The 14,977-nt window shown below is 40.2% G+C and carries 17 protein-coding genes and 1 other annotated feature; of the genes, 5 read left to right on the plus strand and 12 right to left on the minus strand.

Annotated elements, in window-relative coordinates; all coding sequences use genetic code 11:
- Window positions 1–63 precede the first annotated feature (63 nt).
- From RWN13_RS01105 to RWN13_RS01120, 4 genes are read right to left on the minus strand one after another with little or no spacing between them, the layout of a single operon-like run.
- Window positions 64–774 carry a transaldolase gene (locus RWN13_RS01105; RefSeq protein WP_314059601.1) on the minus strand — a complete coding sequence of 237 codons (711 nt, stop codon included), beginning with the start codon at window positions 772–774 and terminating at the stop codon, window positions 64–66.
- A 16-nt stretch (window positions 775–790) separates the two neighbouring features.
- Window positions 791–2,155, minus strand: coding sequence for a PTS ascorbate transporter subunit IIC (locus tag RWN13_RS01110; protein WP_314059604.1), 1,365 nt, complete (start codon window positions 2,153–2,155; stop codon window positions 791–793).
- A gap of 16 nt (window positions 2,156–2,171) precedes the next feature.
- Window positions 2,172–2,453: a PTS sugar transporter subunit IIB gene (locus RWN13_RS01115; RefSeq protein WP_314059607.1), complete on the minus strand. Its 282-nt coding sequence runs from the start codon at window positions 2,451–2,453 to the stop codon at window positions 2,172–2,174.
- Window positions 2,454–2,474: 21 nt separating this feature from the next.
- Complete coding sequence (locus tag RWN13_RS01120; protein WP_314059609.1) at window positions 2,475–4,514, minus strand: BglG family transcription antiterminator; 2,040 nt, start codon at window positions 4,512–4,514, stop codon at window positions 2,475–2,477.
- 250 nt (window positions 4,515–4,764) lie between these two features.
- Here RWN13_RS01120 and RWN13_RS01125 point away from each other — a divergent pair, with 250 nt between their 5' ends.
- The 3 genes from RWN13_RS01125 to RWN13_RS01135 all read left to right on the plus strand — a co-directional run bounded on the left by RWN13_RS01125 (window position 4,765) and on the right by RWN13_RS01135 (window position 7,428).
- Entirely contained in the window at window positions 4,765–5,169 is a 405-nt protein-coding gene (locus RWN13_RS01125) for a DUF1801 domain-containing protein (RefSeq protein WP_314059612.1), read from the plus strand.
- A gap of 40 nt (window positions 5,170–5,209) precedes the next feature.
- Window positions 5,210–6,124, plus strand: a complete 915-nt coding sequence (locus tag RWN13_RS01130) for a LysR family transcriptional regulator (RefSeq protein WP_314059912.1) — start codon at window positions 5,210–5,212, stop codon at window positions 6,122–6,124.
- A gap of 107 nt (window positions 6,125–6,231) precedes the next feature.
- Window positions 6,232–7,428, plus strand: coding sequence for a 5-methyltetrahydropteroyltriglutamate--homocysteine S-methyltransferase (locus RWN13_RS01135; RefSeq protein WP_399553617.1), 1,197 nt, complete (start codon window positions 6,232–6,234; stop codon window positions 7,426–7,428).
- A gap of 293 nt (window positions 7,429–7,721) precedes the next feature.
- Here RWN13_RS01135 and RWN13_RS01140 read toward each other — a convergent pair whose 3' ends face one another.
- The 7 genes from RWN13_RS01140 to RWN13_RS01170 all read right to left on the minus strand — a co-directional run bounded on the left by RWN13_RS01140 (window position 7,722) and on the right by RWN13_RS01170 (window position 12,814).
- Window positions 7,722–8,324, minus strand: a complete 603-nt coding sequence (locus tag RWN13_RS01140) for a DUF2812 domain-containing protein (protein ID WP_314059616.1) — start codon at window positions 8,322–8,324, stop codon at window positions 7,722–7,724.
- Window positions 8,311–8,646, minus strand: coding sequence for a PadR family transcriptional regulator (locus tag RWN13_RS01145; RefSeq protein WP_314059618.1), 336 nt, complete (start codon window positions 8,644–8,646; stop codon window positions 8,311–8,313). The genes RWN13_RS01140 and RWN13_RS01145 overlap by 14 nt, the downstream gene beginning before the upstream one ends.
- 215 nt (window positions 8,647–8,861) lie before the next feature.
- The gene (locus tag RWN13_RS01150) at window positions 8,862–9,776 is read right to left on the minus strand and encodes a LysR family transcriptional regulator (RefSeq protein WP_314059621.1); all 915 of its coding nucleotides are present in this window, start codon (window positions 9,774–9,776) and stop codon (window positions 8,862–8,864) included.
- A gap of 182 nt (window positions 9,777–9,958) precedes the next feature.
- Entirely contained in the window at window positions 9,959–10,675 is a 717-nt protein-coding gene (locus tag RWN13_RS01155) for a 5'-methylthioadenosine/adenosylhomocysteine nucleosidase (RefSeq protein WP_314059623.1), read from the minus strand.
- Window positions 10,672–11,544, minus strand: coding sequence for a MetQ/NlpA family ABC transporter substrate-binding protein (locus RWN13_RS01160; protein ID WP_314059625.1), 873 nt, complete (start codon window positions 11,542–11,544; stop codon window positions 10,672–10,674). Before RWN13_RS01160 ends, RWN13_RS01155 begins: the two co-directional genes overlap by 4 nt.
- Before the next feature lie 15 nt (window positions 11,545–11,559).
- Window positions 11,560–12,330 (minus strand): SDR family NAD(P)-dependent oxidoreductase, encoded by a 771-nt coding sequence (locus RWN13_RS01165; RefSeq protein WP_314059626.1) that lies wholly within the window; start codon window positions 12,328–12,330, stop codon window positions 11,560–11,562.
- Window positions 12,331–12,340: 10 nt separating this feature from the next.
- Window positions 12,341–12,814: an S-ribosylhomocysteine lyase gene (locus RWN13_RS01170; RefSeq protein ID WP_314059628.1), complete on the minus strand. Its 474-nt coding sequence runs from the start codon at window positions 12,812–12,814 to the stop codon at window positions 12,341–12,343.
- A gap of 110 nt (window positions 12,815–12,924) precedes the next feature.
- Window positions 12,925–13,155, minus strand: a binding site (T-box leader).
- 205 nt (window positions 13,156–13,360) lie between these two features.
- Between RWN13_RS01170 and RWN13_RS01175 the strand changes: the two genes are divergently transcribed.
- Window positions 13,361–13,690: a cupin domain-containing protein gene (locus RWN13_RS01175; protein WP_314059630.1), complete on the plus strand. Its 330-nt coding sequence runs from the start codon at window positions 13,361–13,363 to the stop codon at window positions 13,688–13,690.
- 25 nt (window positions 13,691–13,715) lie between these two features.
- Complete coding sequence (locus RWN13_RS01180; protein WP_314059631.1) at window positions 13,716–14,342, plus strand: histidine phosphatase family protein; 627 nt, start codon at window positions 13,716–13,718, stop codon at window positions 14,340–14,342.
- 44 nt (window positions 14,343–14,386) lie between these two features.
- Here the strand turns inward: RWN13_RS01180 and RWN13_RS01185 are convergent, their stop codons facing one another.
- Window positions 14,387–14,902, minus strand: coding sequence for a hypothetical protein (locus RWN13_RS01185; protein WP_314059632.1), 516 nt, complete (start codon window positions 14,900–14,902; stop codon window positions 14,387–14,389).
- Between the last annotated feature and the right edge of the window lie 75 nt (window positions 14,903–14,977).

Below are 14,977 nucleotides of genomic sequence, written 5' to 3' on the forward strand. Positions count from 1 at the left end.
ATAAAAAATAATGGGTAAGGTATTCGACGGAATACTTTACCCACCAATCTTAATATGTTTTGTCTAAAGTATACTAAATCCTAAAGCCTCGCTGTCACGCTTAAACATGTTAACCGTCTCGATGGACAATTGATTTAGATCCATACCGACCATGCTCATCTTTGCTAAAATTTCTGGCGGACTAGTAATAATATCTGCCCCTACTTGATCAGCTTGGAAGATATTTAACAGTTCCCTAGTACTGGCCCACAACAATTCCGTTCCAGCTTTTCCACGACAGATCGTAACAGCTTCTCTCATTAAAGGAATAGGATCAATCCCTGTATCAGCAATACGGCCAGCAAAAACCGACACCACATTTGTCGTTCCCTCTGAAAAAGCCCCTACCGTTTCTTTGACTTGTTCAATCGTCATAATCGCTGTGATATTGAGAGAAACGCCTTGACTGGATAGGCGTGTAATCAATGGAATAGCAGATTCACCTTGGGTATTAACAATCGGAATTTTCACGTAAACATTTTTACCAAAACTAGCAATTTTTGCCGCCTCTTTTTCCATTTTAGCAAATTCATCGGCAAACACTTCAAAGGAAATCGGTAAGTCAGGAATCGCCTTAACCGCTTCCTTAGCAAAGGCCACATAATCCTTAACTCCTGCTTTTTTCATCAATGTAGGGTTGGTCGTAAAGCCCTCAGCTCGGCCACTCTGATAATCAGCCACCATTTTTTCTAACTCTGCACCATCTGAGTAAATCTTAATGTTTAAATCAGTCATCGTTATCCTCTTTTCTTCAATCTTCTATTTTATTATTAATAGCATACGGAGCTGGTCTCAAGATACTTGGTAAGATTAAGACCACCAAAATAGCCACTACAATACCATAGATTCCAATCGTTCCCATCCATTCTCCTAGTTTCCCTAAAAGAATGCCAATAATCGCAAAATCCACATCACCAAATGTCGTATTACCAAACCCTAGATTACCAAGAACCGGTAACAATAAGGCAGGCAGAAAAGCCAAAGCCAAACCATTAACAAAGGAACCAACAACGGCACCTCTTCGTCCACCAGTTGCGTTACCGTAACCCCCTGCCGTAGCACCGCAGAAGAAATGAGGCACAAGTCCTGGGATAATCAACACACCACCTACAGCCCCTAAAACAAACATGCCAATTAAGCCCCCGATAAAACTACTGACAAAGCCCAAAATAACAGCTGTTGGCGCATAAGGGAAAAAAACAGCACAATCGACTGCGGGAACAGCGTTCGGAATAACTTTTGTAGCAATCCCTTGAAAGGCTGGAATTAAATCTGCTAAAATCATTCGCACCCCAGCATAGACAATCGTTACCCCAACTGCAAACTGCAAACCACACATCATCGCATATAAATAAGGTGACTTGCCTCCTGCCAAGGTTGACACAAAGTCAGGCCCAGCAGCAATAGCTGAAACAAGGTAAAAGATCACCATCGTCAGAGCTGTCGAAATGGTTGTATTCCGCAAGAAACTCCATTTTTCAGGAACCTTAATATCTTCGGTGCTCTGACTACCTTTGCCAACAACCTTGCCAATTGCCGCCGATAAATAATAACCAATACTACCAAAATGGCCCATAGCGACTTCATCTCCGTCAGTGACCTCCAGTGTATACTTCTGACCGATGGCTGGAGAAATAGCGCTCCAAGCCCCCAAGAAGAAGCCACCGATGACAATTAGCTGCCAACCACTTAAACCTAAAGCCCCTAAAACCGCAGATAACAAGCAAGCCATAAAGAAACTATGGTGGCCAGTTAAAAAAACATATTTATAGCGGGTGAAACGAGCGATTAACACATTAAAAATCAGTCCGAAAATTAAAATGGTCATAGTTTCCACACCTAAAACCTCTTGGGCCACCGATGTCACCGCTTCATTATTAGGCACAACCCCTTTTATTTTGAAACCGAATTCAATCATTTGAGCCAAAGGATCTAAATTAGAGGAAATCACATTAGCTCCTGCCGCCAGCATTAAATAGCCCAAAATCGGCCCTAATGTTCCCGTTAAAATTTTATGACCAGGTGCTTTTAAAGCGATCAGACCTACCATGGCAATTAACCCCATTAGAATTGCTGGTTCACTTAGAACGTCCTTTAAGAATTCAAGTACAAACATTTTCCATCATCTCCTTCTATTGATTAGCTAATTCTTGTAACGTTGGTAACACATCTTCCGTAATTTTTTTCTTATTCATGTAACTACGAGTAAATACCACTTTTTGATCACCTTTAAAAATATCTGCAAATTCCTTCACCGTCACAAATAAGTCCGCTTCTTTTCCTACAGCTCCATTTGAGTCAATCGACTCCGCCGCAATCTCGATTCCATACTCCTTTGCAATTTCCTCAATCTTCATTTTTAACATCAAACTACTACCAATGCCATTACCACATACTGTCACGACTTTAATCATATCAACGACCTTCTTTCTTGTTTATAAATAACTAGTCAATCTATCATAGAGTTGATCAACGCTTGTTGCCTCAATTAAATTATCAATCGTGGCCTCTTCTTCCAGTATCTGAGACAACTGCTTTAACGCCGTTAAATGACTGACATTATCCACTGCCGCTAGGACAAAAATCAGTTGAACCAATCGCTCTTCGTCAAAGGGTTCATTCAAATTAAAATCCACAGGCTGAGATAACCGTAATAAACTAATTCCCAGTTGTTTCACCCCTTCCTCTGGTCGAGCATGAGGTACGGCTACTTTTGGGGCCAACACGATATATGGCCCCATTTTTTCCGTGCTAGCAATCATTGCATCGATATAATCCAGCGTGACATAATCCTTTCGCAATAAGGGTTCTGTTGCTTTAGCGATAGCCTCCTTCCAGGTATAGTGCTGATCTGTCAATGTGATAAACTCTTTAGTTAATAGTTCCGTCAACGTTTTTCCTCCTTCATTTAGCGACAAATTTGTTCCAAACATCCGCGCCGATAAGTCTTCAAATAAAGCTTTTTCATTGGTGATACTTGCATGTTTGGCGACCACTTCCAAAATGTCGTAAACACTTAACTCTCGGGTGTACTCGCTTAAATCAAAATCCTGCAAAACTTTAGATTTAAGCATCTGAACTTCTAAATAATTCAATATAGGTTTGGTAATATACAATTTTTTAGCGGTTTGGTAATAAGTAGTAGAAAAAATCATGTCGTAGTCTTCAATCTCAATTTCCCTCACCAAGTCCATTTGATGGACACGGTGAAAACTTATCATCGGGAAGATTTCTTTGAGATTACTGGTAAGTATCAAAGATGAACTGATACCATTGGGACAGATTGCCAGCGCCCGCAACGGTCGTCGTTCTGTTTTTAACCGTTCTAATTGACCACCAAAATGAATCGTAAAGTAGGCCACTTCATTTTCAGGTATCTGTTTCCCAAGGAAAGTGGCAAAAGGCTCTAATCCCTTTTCCACTAAATAAAAGAGCTCTTCGTATTGGCTTTTTATTTGCGGAGTATATGGATTTTCAAGGGAAATATTATAAGCAATTCGAAAATAAGCCGGGACCAAATGTTCAAACAAAGACTCTTCAATCGTGATGGAATGAAACTCAGTTCCCATTAAAGCTTGGACTCGTTGAATAATTTGACTGTTAATCTCCCATAACCCACTGTTGTCAACTAAGTGGGAATTTCCCTGTAAGGCTCCCAGCAAACGAATTGTAATAAATGTTGCTTCTTCAGAACTTGATCTGGCAAATTCCTCGGCAATCACTTTGCCAATCTGGTACAAAGGTTGGTTCATTATTTCCAACAACGTTTCTTGAGGATAACTCAACTTTTCCCTGACCTCCTGTTCCTTAATAAAAGCTAATAAATAAAGGATTTCCAGCAGTCGTTCTTCAACAAAGTTGACTTGAAAGGGTCTGGTCAGATGCTGTAACTCAAGATGAATCCCTTCGATATCCAATTTCTTTTGCCACATATTAAAAACTAATTCCAAGGCCCATTCTCCGGTGGTCAACTGCAATAATTGACTAATCGCATGTTCCGTTAATTGGCGGATGGACATCTCATCACCTACAAAGTGATACCCCTTTTGCCGGGTATAATGAAAGACCAAGTCATAGTCTTGCGCATAGCGTCGTAATTTCTTGACCTCTTCTAAAACCGAATTTTTACTCAATTGCAACAAGTCCTGAAAATGCTGGCCAGAAACTTCTTCTCCGCGAATAAACACATACAAAATCATGACATACAATCGCTCTTCCCGAATAAACACCTCTTTTCTTGATAATGACTGTTTGACATCCGGCCAGTTTTCTTTAAAGGCTTTTGGAATCAACAATTGCCCATCAGCAAGCTGAAAGGTCGGCGCTTTGACCGTTGTCAAGGCACCATTTAATTGATTGATCTCATACCACAATTTTTTCCGTGACATATTGTGCTTGCGAGCAATGTCGCGAACTGACTGGCCTTCGTCAGCAAGTAGAGCTTCAATAAAAAAAATAATTTCGTGATTAAACATCAGTCAATCCCCTCACTTACACTTTTATCCTACAGTAAAACGCTTACGATAACTACGCCTGTTGAGCCCTATCTCTCGGATCGACTAGCAACAAGGACTGGGGTCATCACGTCAATATGCTTTATCTTAGCTTAACTCATGCCAAGAGAGTTAGTATAACGCGCTCTTTTGTTTCTGATTAACTCTCACAATTGTTCCTGTTAGTCTTCTTTGCTATAATAAACCTAATCACCCAACATGGAGGTAAACAATGACCCCTTTTAATGATTCACAAATTCAAAGAACCTTTCATGACTTTCCTGAAAAATGCCAAGAACCTTTACTCACGATTCGTGAACTGATTTTTACAACAGCTAGCGAGCTGCCGGCGATTGGTACCATCAGTGAAAGTCTCAAATGGAACCAGCCTTCTTATGCCACTTCAAAAAAAGCGGGCAGTCCCTTTCGATTAGGAACCACAGACACAGAACAGGTGGCCCTTTTTTTTCACTGTCAAACGACCTTGGTGGAAACCTTTAGAGGATTATTTAATGACCGTTTAATGTTTACAGGGAATCGAGGAATTCTTTTAGACCCAGATAAACCTTTACCAATTAAAGAATTAAAATTTTGTATCGAATCTGCCTTGACTTACCATGTACACTCAAAAAAATGATTTACCAAGTCATTCTTCTAACTAAAAGGAGGTCTTTCCGATTAAACTTCAGCAATTGCGATACATGATTGAAGTGGTTCAAGCTGGTTCTTTTAATAAAGCAGCTAAACATCTCTATATCTCTCAATCAACCCTCTCAACAACAATCAAAGAATTGGAAAATGAAATTGGCATCGATCTGTTTATTCGCACCAATACTGGTATTTCCTTGACAGTGGATGGTATTGAATTTTTAGGTTATGCCCGTCAAATCGTTGAACAAACTCAATTACTGGAACAACGCTATTTAAATAAAAAACCAGCTAAATCTCTATTTTCTGTTTCAACTCAGCATTATGCTTTTGCTGTTAATGCCTTTGTGGAGGTCATTCAAACTGCTGGTGGTGACGAATACGAGTTCACCTTACGGGAGACTAAAACCCATGAAATCATCGATGACGTAAAAAATCAACGGAGTGAAATCGGAATTCTTTACAAAAATGACTTTAATCGCAAAGTCATTGAAAAATTACTAAAGGAACATCATTTAGTCTTCCACCCTTTGTTTGAAGCCCATCCTCACGTTTTTATTAGCAGTGTCAATCCCTTGGCTAAACAGGATTATGTCACTCTCGAAGATTTGGCCGCCTATCCCTATCTTTCCTTTGATCAAGGTGTTTATAATTCATTTTATTATTCAGAAGAAATTTTAAGTACCATTGATCATCCAAAATCAATTCGTGTCAGCGATCGAGCCACTCTTTTTAACCTGTTAATTGGTCTAAATGGCTATACGATTTCAACCGGTATCCTAAGCACTGCCTTAAACGGCACCAATATTGTGGCCCTTCCATTAAAAGTCAATGAGCTGATCCAAGTTGGTTGGATTGGAAATGCTAAAACGCAATTAAGTCGGTTAGGCGAACTCTATATCTCTAAGCTAACTACCATACTGGCTGAAGACCAACTCAGTTAATCAGGATAGCCTGTTATCTCTTTTACCGATAACAGGCTATCCTGATTTCATATTACATAATACTGGTTATTTCAGGCTATAATACGATAACTACTAAAATTGGAGTGATGAGATTGACAACAAATCTGACAAACCGAATCCTACCCCCTTTTCGCTATGACGTTGTGGGCAGTTATTTAAGACCAGCATTCTTAAAGGAAGCGCGTGCCGATTTTACTGCTGGTAAAATTGATCAAGAAACCTTGACACAACAAGAAAATCAAGCCATTGCTGAACTTGTTCAGCAACAAAAAAAAGCCGGGCTACAAGTTATTACCGACGGAGAATTTCGGCGTAGCTGGTGGCATCTGGACTTTATGTGGGCATTAAATGGTGTTGAAAAAGTGGCTATTGAAAAAGGCTATGAATTTAATGGCGAGGTTACCCGAGCCGAAAGCGCTCGTTTAACAGGAAAAATTTCAGGAGAGCAGCATGCTTTTGTTGATCATTTTGTCTTTCTTCAACAATTTGCCGAAGCTGGGATTGTGCCGAGACAAACGATTCCTGCCCCCGCACAATTTTTAAAAGAACTGCAGCGGCCTGATAATCAGGCGGCCACAACTGCAATCTATACTAGCGAAGAGGAGTTAATCTCTGACATAGCTGCAGCCTATCAACAAGTTTTTCACGATTTATACAATCAGGGATGCCGCAATATTCAACTGGATGACTGCACGTGGGGGATGATGGTTGATCCGTCTTACTCAAGCAATGGATTACAGAATAACGGCCACACCTGTAGCTGCGGCAAACAGTCATCCCTTCGGAACGAGGCTATCGATTTAATGGCTGAACAATGTTTAGCTGTAAATAACGCTGCCCTAGCCGATTTACCCCAAGATTTAATCATGACCACTCATGTTTGTCGAGGAAATTATCATTCAACTTGGGCTTCAAGTGGCGGCTATGAGCCAATCGCAGATGTCTTATTCGCTCGAGAAAACGTCAGTGCCTATTATTTGGAGTTTGACACGGAACGGTCCGGTGATTTTTCACCTTTGGCTCATGTTTCTGATGACAAATACGTGGTATTAGGCTTGGTTTCCTCTAAACTTGGTGAACTAGAAGAACCATCTGAGGTCATTAGCCGAATCAAAGAAGCTACCAATTATGTCCCTCTTGAGCGACTTTGTCTCAGTACTCAGTGCGGATTTGCTTCGACAGAGGAAGGCAACATTCTAACTGAGGCTCAGCAGTGGGCAAAAATCGCTTTTGTTAAAGAAGTGGCCGAACTGGTCTGGGAAGATAAACAAACTGCGATATAAAGTTGGTTGGACCCCAGATAAACACATGCTCGGAGCACTACGCAAGCTTCGATACCTCAACTTTCTTTGATCTGATCAATCGCTAAACGCTGCCGTTGTTCGAGCATTTTAATTCGTAGAGACAGGGGTCATCGAAGAGAGTAGGCTTCTGGAGCGCGTCGATGGCACACTGTTCGTAAAAATATCGGAGGCTGGGTCTATTGTCCCAGCCTCTATTCGATTTCAATATCCATAGACAATTGCCTCTTATTTTGGCATATCAAGAATAGTCAATCGCCATGATTGACATGACTTTACCTATTCTCTTCATTAGTCATGAGTTTTTTTGCTTGAGTCCCAACGACAATATAATAGACTGCACTGATCATCAGGTAGAAAAGTGGTATTAATGGTAAAATCAGGAAAAAGGTTTCCATGACAACCATTCCGACAAGTTGTAGGCCTTTGTAATCCCAAATGGTTGGTGCCAAGTACCAAGAAAAAATCCCTTTATATGATGGCTGAAGAATCATGACATAAATAATTCCTAGGATTCCTGTTGCTAAGGCTCGTTTATAAAGACGCTTGTAGCGAGCATTTCTTGATGTATCATCGGAAAAAATATCTGAATCGTGTTTCATATTAGCCACTGGTAAAAAAATGTGAATGCCACTTCTTTGACTACCACTGACGTGTTGCCAGCCGCTGTCTTCAAACAACGTTAAATAAGCAATATAGTCGGCTTTCCTTTTAAATGTCTGATAATCAATTCTATAATTTCTTGCTTCTGGGTTGATTGTCTCAAAGGTATACCTATCCCATGAATTATAATTAACTAATCCCCACCCTTGTTCTGCCATCTCTTTTAAATAGTGCTCTTCTTTCTTCATATCAATGATTGTTCTAAATTGTTTCATTTATATCATTCTCCCCTAATAGTTTATCAGCAATGACGACTAATTGTTTTAATCGTTCTGTTTCAAATTGCAACACTTCTTTTCCATTATCAGTTAATTGGTATACTCGTCTCCTCTTATCATCGCCTGGCACTTCACGAATCAACTTCTGTTTTAATAAGTTTTCAGTTGCTCCATACATTGTCCCAGCCGCAATACGTACTCTTCCGTAACTTAATTCCTCGACTCTTTGCATCACTGCATATCCATGAGATGGCTCAATTAGTGAGACCATTATGAAGAAGGTTGTTTCTGTTAGTGGTAATAATTTATTTAAACTCATATAACATCATCCTCTCTATATAGTTGAACTGTACAACTAAACTATATACCGTCAAACTGTATAAATCAAACTTTTTTCAAAAAAACGAAGGCATTCACAAATCTGTAAGTTCCTATTCAAATGTAAAGCCTTGGCGCACTAGACTCTGAGAAAAAAAAAAACAGACAATTTCTTATCTGTTTTTTGTGGCTATACGGGACTTAGTTTCAATTCTTTTAAACAGTTGTTCTGTCCGCTAATGTCATTTCAAGTAAGGTGATATAACGGTGGCCTAACTCAGATAGACCTCCCTCTTGCTTTTGAATCCATACGATTTGATGCTGTTGAATGCTGTCAATTGGAATAGAAACCAGTACGTCTCTAGTAATTGAACTACTCATAATCCCTGAACCAGTCAGATAACTCTTTGAGCCAATTAATATATTAATGGCGCTAGTTCGGTCGCTGACGATGACTTTTTTGGCGTGATTCTGTAACTCGAGGGGCTCTTCGGCAAACTGACTACCGGTATCCTCTGCTTGTTCAAAAGTGATGGCAGGATAGTCGCTTAATTGCTGATAAGTCACTAACTTCTCCTTGGCCAAAGGATGAGATTTCCCTACATAGACATGTGGCTGAAAATCCAATAAGCTAGTTGACACAAGGTTTTCGCGCTCAAACAGCCGATATAGAACCTTTGAATTAAACTCACTAATATAAACGATGCCCATCTCACTAATATTGTTGGCCACATCTTCAATGACTTTTTTTGTGTCTGTTTCTAAAAAACGGTAAGAAAAACTCTCTGATGTGGATTCATTGATCAATTTCGCAAAAGCCTCTGAAGCGAAATCATAATGTTGACTGGAAACTGAAAAACGATTTTTTCGCGATTTACGATTGACATAGGTTTCTTCAATAAGAGTTAACTGAGCAAGAAGTTGTCGCCCGTATTCAATAAATTCTGCTCCTTCAAGAGTCGGTTTCATACCTCGCTTGGAGCGAGTAAAGATCGCTAAATCAATCTCCTCTTCCAACTCTTTAATCGCCGTCGAAATCGTTGAGGGTGCCACAAAAAGCCCTTTAGCTGCTTCATTGATGGTCCCGTATTTAACAATCGAATCCATGTACTTAAGTTGTTGAATGTTCATAGCGTTAGCCCCTTGTATCTGTCAGTAGCGTCACTAACAGGTTGATACTTCATTATACACGATTAAGTCTCTCAGATAAAACTACTGACTTTCTGAAAGGCTACATTTACGACCAATCTCCTAAATGGCGACTCCCTTTAACCCAAAAATAGCCAAGGAACTGATAACAGCCCTTGACTAATTTATGACTCATTTTTCAGTGATGCTACTAAATTTCGAATCAACAGAACCGTTTGTTCAAAGGCGTGTTTAGCGGCTAACTCAATGTTATCATCAAATGCTTGAGGGGCATCTTTCCCTGCGATATCAGAGATTCCCCGAATATTTAACACCGGAATATCATAAAAACTGGCCACTTGAGCAATTGCTGTGCCCTCCATATCCGAAGCTAATGCCCCTGGAAATAACGTCTTAATCTGAGTCACCTGAGACAGGTTGCTCATAAAAGAGTCAGCAGTTACCACTAGCCCATTAAGCCGCTGATATCCCTCAGGCTGGGGCAAGCCCTCTATTTGCTTTAACCATTCCTGACTGACCTCATAACTGGCCGGCATCTGAGGTACTTGCCCTAATTCATAATCAAAGCCTGTTGCATCGACATCACTGTAACGAAAAGACGAGCCAACTACCACGTCCCCTACTGCCAAGCGGTTAGAAAATCCACCAGCCGAACCGGTATTAATAATAATATCCGGTCCGATTTGTTCACATAAAATGGCGGCTGTGCTACCAGCATTGACTTTACCAATCCCTGTTTCAACTAAAAATAGCTGATACCCTTGAGTGTCACTAACTTCTTCAATTTTAATTTTTCCTCTGTGAAAACAAGTGGTTGCTTGATAAAAAGAGCGAAAAGGGCTCAGCTCTTCCACCATGGCTGCGGCTATTGCAATTTTCATTGAACAGCCTCCCACAAAGGCGTAATCTCTTCTTGAACGTCAATCTTCGTTCCACCAAAGTTCTCTTTGATATAGGTCTTAACTTCCTCACTATGGAACAAAGTCGCCAGTTTTTGCAGCTCTTTATCCTCTTGACGATCTTCCCTTGTGGCCAAAACATTAATACTTGATTTGGTGTTTTCATCCACCTCTTCTTTAAAAATCGCATCATCCAAGACATTTAAGCCACCTTCAAAGGCAACCGTATTACTAATTAATGCCAAGCCAACATCTTGTAAGATCCGCGGTCCAGTTGTATCATCGATTAGCTTAAACGCCAAATTTTTAGGGTTTTCAGTCACATCGGAGGGTGTTCCCGTGCCATTATCAAAGTCATCAGCTAATTTAATTAAACCAGATGCCTCCAGCAAACGGAGGCCACGAGCTGTATTTGCAGGATTGTCTGCGACTGCCACAATCGCCCCGTCTTCCACGTCGTCAATTGCTTTAAATTTATCCGAATAAATCCCCATTGGCTCAATATAAGTCGTGGCAATCGGAACAAGTTTCTCCTGACTGTCATTGTTAAAACTTACCAAATAACCCAATGATTGAAAGGCATTGACATCTACTTGTTCTTCGACTGTTGCCGTGTTTAATAAGGGGCCGCCATCAATCACTTTCACCTCAATAGCCAATCCCGCTTCCTTAGCTAATTCTGATTCTGCAATGAACTTCCATATTTCCGCATCACCACCAACCGATCCAATTACCACCTTGTCTTTCGGATCTGTCGCCTCCTCTACTTTTTTTTCTTTTGTTTGGTTGCCACAAGCAGCCAGCAGTGCGACAGTTCCTAAGACCATTATCCCGAAAAGTCTTTTTTTCATACTAATTCCCTCTTTCTAATGCATTGTCATACCACCTGTTACATTAATTGCCTGACCCGTTAAATAACTAGCTAAAGGACTTGCTAAAAATAAAACCACATTGGCCACATCTGCTGGCTGACCTGTTCGTCCTAAAGGAACTTGAGAACGATCTTCAGCAGCTATGGCTTCTGCCGACAGACCTCTTAACCGACCACCTTCAACTCGCTCTCGCCATTTCATCTCGGTTTCAATAATACCTGGGCAAACGGCGTTAACCAATATACCATCCGCTGCGACTTCAATCGCCAAGGTTTTGGTTAAGCCAAGAACAGCATGTTTCGAGGCCACATAAGCAGACATCCCTTTATAACCGTTTTTACCTGCTTGAGACGCTAATAAAATAACACGACCAGCTTTCCCAGATGCTTTCATCTCTCGGACAATGTATTTACATAATAAGTAAACACCTCGAGTATTAATGGCAAATACTTTATCGAAATCCGTGGTTTGGCTTTCCAGTAAAAAATCCATCGTCGAAATCCCAGCTACATCAACAAAGACATCTGGAATTAATCCCTCAGCTCTAATCGTCTCTACTAAGACTTTGACTGATGCCTCATCTGCTACATTTACCTTAGTTTCCAAGGCGCCATCCTCTGCCTCTGTCAGCCCAAGCTGATATTGAATGTCGGCATCCAAAACAACGGCCTTTTCCTGAATAAACCGTTCGCGAATGGCTGCCCCAATTCCTTGGGCGCCTCCAACGATTAAGACCACTTTTCCTTTTAATTCTGAAAATACCATGGCCTCACTCCTATACTGTGTGACGTTCAAATGGTAAATCGCTAATGCCTTGTTCTAAGACTAACTTCGCCCATTCTTTGGCTGAGAATAAAGAATGATCCTTGTAATTTCCACAACTCTTGGCATCTGTCCCCTGAACATCTGACCATTCGATGTCTTCGACGATTTCTCTTAAAGTTTCTTTCAGTGCAACGGCCACCTCAGTTGCTGAAATTTCACCCCAAACAATTAAGTGGAAGCCGGTTCGGCAACCAAAAGGTGAGACATCAATAATACCAGATAAACGGTCCCGTAAAGAAGCGGCTAAGACGTGCTCCAACGTATGAATCGCTCCTGTTGGAATTTCGGCTTTATTCGGTTGCGCAAAACGTAAATCGTAATTTGTAATGATATCGCCTTTTGGTCCCTCTTCTGTTGCAATCACTCGAACATAAGGGGCAATCACCTTGTTGTGATCTAATGTAAAACTTTCTACCTCTGCCATAATAACTCGCTCCTCTTCATCTTTATTTTTTTCATACCTTTGACTAGTTAGCCTGTTCTTCGGTTTAGCACACAAAAAGCCCCTTTGAATCTGCGCATTATACGCAAATACAAAGGGGCGAAATAATTTCGCGTTACCACCCTTATTCATGTTATTCTCACAAATAACATCTCGACAGTTCCTGTTGAAACTCGGCAAAATAACGGTTGCTACCGACCAGAAGGCGTGAACCTCCTAGTTGCTCAGAGCTCATCTTCACTCAATCTGTTAAGCCCCTTTCTCACCATCCCGGGTTCTCTTTCTTAACATCCTTCAGCTACTCTTCTCTTCCATGCATAACTATTCAAAGTTTTTAACTATTTTTTAAAGTATACTACAAAAATAAAATATGTCAATTTAAACCTAAATTTTTTTATAATCCCATGGTCACAGTCAAGTCTCCAAGTAGTCAATAATAAGATAAATAGCTAATAAATGACTATTCACTTCCTTTATTATATAATATCAGTAAGAATTAAAATAAAGATAACCTAAAGGAGACATACCATGATTATTGATTTTGAGACACTTCCAATCAAAACCTTTCCTCATTTTTACGATGGCACCAAAGAAATGAACGCCCAACTATTTATGGATGACGCAAACCGCATCATGCTAGTAACGCTTGAACCAGGAGCCTCGGTCGGTTCTCACCATCACGATGAACAAAGTGAAATCATTTATATTTTGGAAGGCAGTGCCACGATTGTTTTTAATGGTGAGACCGAATACATTGCAAAAGGTCAATGCCATTATTGTCCCAAAGGCAATACCCATAGTATCGCTAACGAGGGTCAGAGCGACTTAGTCTTTTTTGCTGTGGCGCCAACGCAATAAGTTTAACTCTAAAGGAGAATAAAACGTGACAACTATTTATTTCGTCAGGCATAGTCGACCAGATCTTTCTGTTCATGATGATAGCAGTCGTCCTCTAAGCCCGGAAGGTCAGGAAGATTGCCAAAAGATTCAAACTTTCTTCCAACAAATCCCCATCGATCAATTCTTAACCAGCCCTTTTAAACGGTCCTATGATACCATTCTGCCCCTTGCTCAATCTCGAGCCATGACAATTACCACGATGGAAAATCTCAGAGAACGCAAAGTATCAGATGACTGGCTGGCAGATTTTTCAACCTTTGCCTACAATCAATGGCATGATTTTTCGTTTAAACTTGAAAAAGGCGAATCTCTTCAAGAGGTTCAGGCTAGAACTACCCAAACAATTAACCATTTGCTGACTGAATATCAAGGAAAAATGCTTGTGATTGGCACCCACGGAACAGCACTCTCAACCCTAATCAACCACTACGATCAAGACTTTGGCTTCGAGGCTTTTACTGCCATTAAAGGGATTATGCCTTGGATTGTCAAAATGACTTTCGCAAAAAAAAAGTGCCTGACCATTGATTCCTATGATTTGATGGAGCAGCCACAATTTACGTATCACCGGGACTTTAACGGCCCTCTTAAACAAAGAAGCCACAAGTGACTTCTTTGTTTAACTATTTAGAAGTAGCGCCTTATACCCAACTTCTAATCCTCGTACTTTAACTTTTCAAGTAAGTCTATTTCTGAACTTTCGATTTCAATCAGTTTAATGTCTTTTTTCAAAAATATGGCTGTGCCATTATTAAAATAGTCGCTTGAATATTCATTGAGAAAAACGTAGTCCTCTTCTACATGTTGAATTCTTCCGTATACTCTACTCTCTCCCCCAATTTCCAAACCTAAAAAGCGATCCTTTTCCAAGTAATACCTTAGCAACTTATCAAAATCCAAATAGATGTCTTTTTCAAAAGAACTCAAATGATTAATTCTTGGTGAATCAAATCTGGAGAGATACAGCGTGTCATATCTTATTTTAGTGATATCCTTAATCCTACCAATTAGAAAACCATTGTTTGCGCCTTCTTTAGTAAAGGTTTGTGTGACATACACCATCTCGTCAAAGCCAATTAGGTAACAACTATTAACTTGTTTACTAATTTTTTCCGTGTATATTTCTAAAAGCGTTTCTTCAGGTACTTTCGCTAAAATAGTGCTATTCATTGTTAATCCCCCATAAATGTTTTTTTAATCCAAATCTGAACGAAAGTTATGTCCATCGCCCACCTAATAATGAAC

The organism is uncultured Vagococcus sp., from assembly GCF_963518325.1.
Classification (GTDB): Bacteria; Bacillota; Bacilli; order Lactobacillales; family Vagococcaceae; genus Vagococcus_D.

What these genes read in the sequence shown, in the direction of transcription:
- RWN13_RS01105 (WP_314059601.1), bottom strand. Translation starts at nt 774, where the DNA reads ATGACTGATTTAAACATTAAGATTTACTCAGATGGTGCAGAGTTAGAA.
- RWN13_RS01110 (WP_314059604.1), bottom strand. Translation starts at nt 2,155, where the DNA reads ATGTTTGTACTTGAATTCTTAAAGGACGTTCTAAGTGAACCAGCAATT.
- RWN13_RS01115 (WP_314059607.1), bottom strand. Translation starts at nt 2,453, where the DNA reads ATGATTAAAGTCGTGACAGTATGTGGTAATGGCATTGGTAGTAGTTTG.
- RWN13_RS01120 (WP_314059609.1), bottom strand. Translation starts at nt 4,514, where the DNA reads ATGTTTAATCACGAAATTATTTTTTTTATTGAAGCTCTACTTGCTGAC.
- RWN13_RS01125 (WP_314059612.1), top strand. Translation starts at nt 4,765, where the DNA reads ATGACCCCTTTTAATGATTCACAAATTCAAAGAACCTTTCATGACTTT.
- RWN13_RS01135 (WP_399553617.1), top strand. Translation starts at nt 6,232, where the DNA reads ATGAGATTGACAACAAATCTGACAAACCGAATCCTACCCCCTTTTCGC.
- RWN13_RS01140 (WP_314059616.1), bottom strand. Translation starts at nt 8,324, where the DNA reads ATGAAACAATTTAGAACAATCATTGATATGAAGAAAGAAGAGCACTAT.
- RWN13_RS01145 (WP_314059618.1), bottom strand. Translation starts at nt 8,646, where the DNA reads ATGAGTTTAAATAAATTATTACCACTAACAGAAACAACCTTCTTCATA.
- RWN13_RS01150 (WP_314059621.1), bottom strand. Translation starts at nt 9,776, where the DNA reads ATGAACATTCAACAACTTAAGTACATGGATTCGATTGTTAAATACGGG.
- RWN13_RS01155 (WP_314059623.1), bottom strand. Translation starts at nt 10,675, where the DNA reads ATGAAAATTGCAATAGCCGCAGCCATGGTGGAAGAGCTGAGCCCTTTT.
- RWN13_RS01160 (WP_314059625.1), bottom strand. Translation starts at nt 11,544, where the DNA reads ATGAAAAAAAGACTTTTCGGGATAATGGTCTTAGGAACTGTCGCACTG.
- RWN13_RS01165 (WP_314059626.1), bottom strand. Translation starts at nt 12,330, where the DNA reads ATGGTATTTTCAGAATTAAAAGGAAAAGTGGTCTTAATCGTTGGAGGC.
- RWN13_RS01170 (WP_314059628.1), bottom strand. Translation starts at nt 12,814, where the DNA reads ATGGCAGAGGTAGAAAGTTTTACATTAGATCACAACAAGGTGATTGCC.
- RWN13_RS01175 (WP_314059630.1), top strand. Translation starts at nt 13,361, where the DNA reads ATGATTATTGATTTTGAGACACTTCCAATCAAAACCTTTCCTCATTTT.
- RWN13_RS01185 (WP_314059632.1), bottom strand. Translation starts at nt 14,902, where the DNA reads ATGAATAGCACTATTTTAGCGAAAGTACCTGAAGAAACGCTTTTAGAA.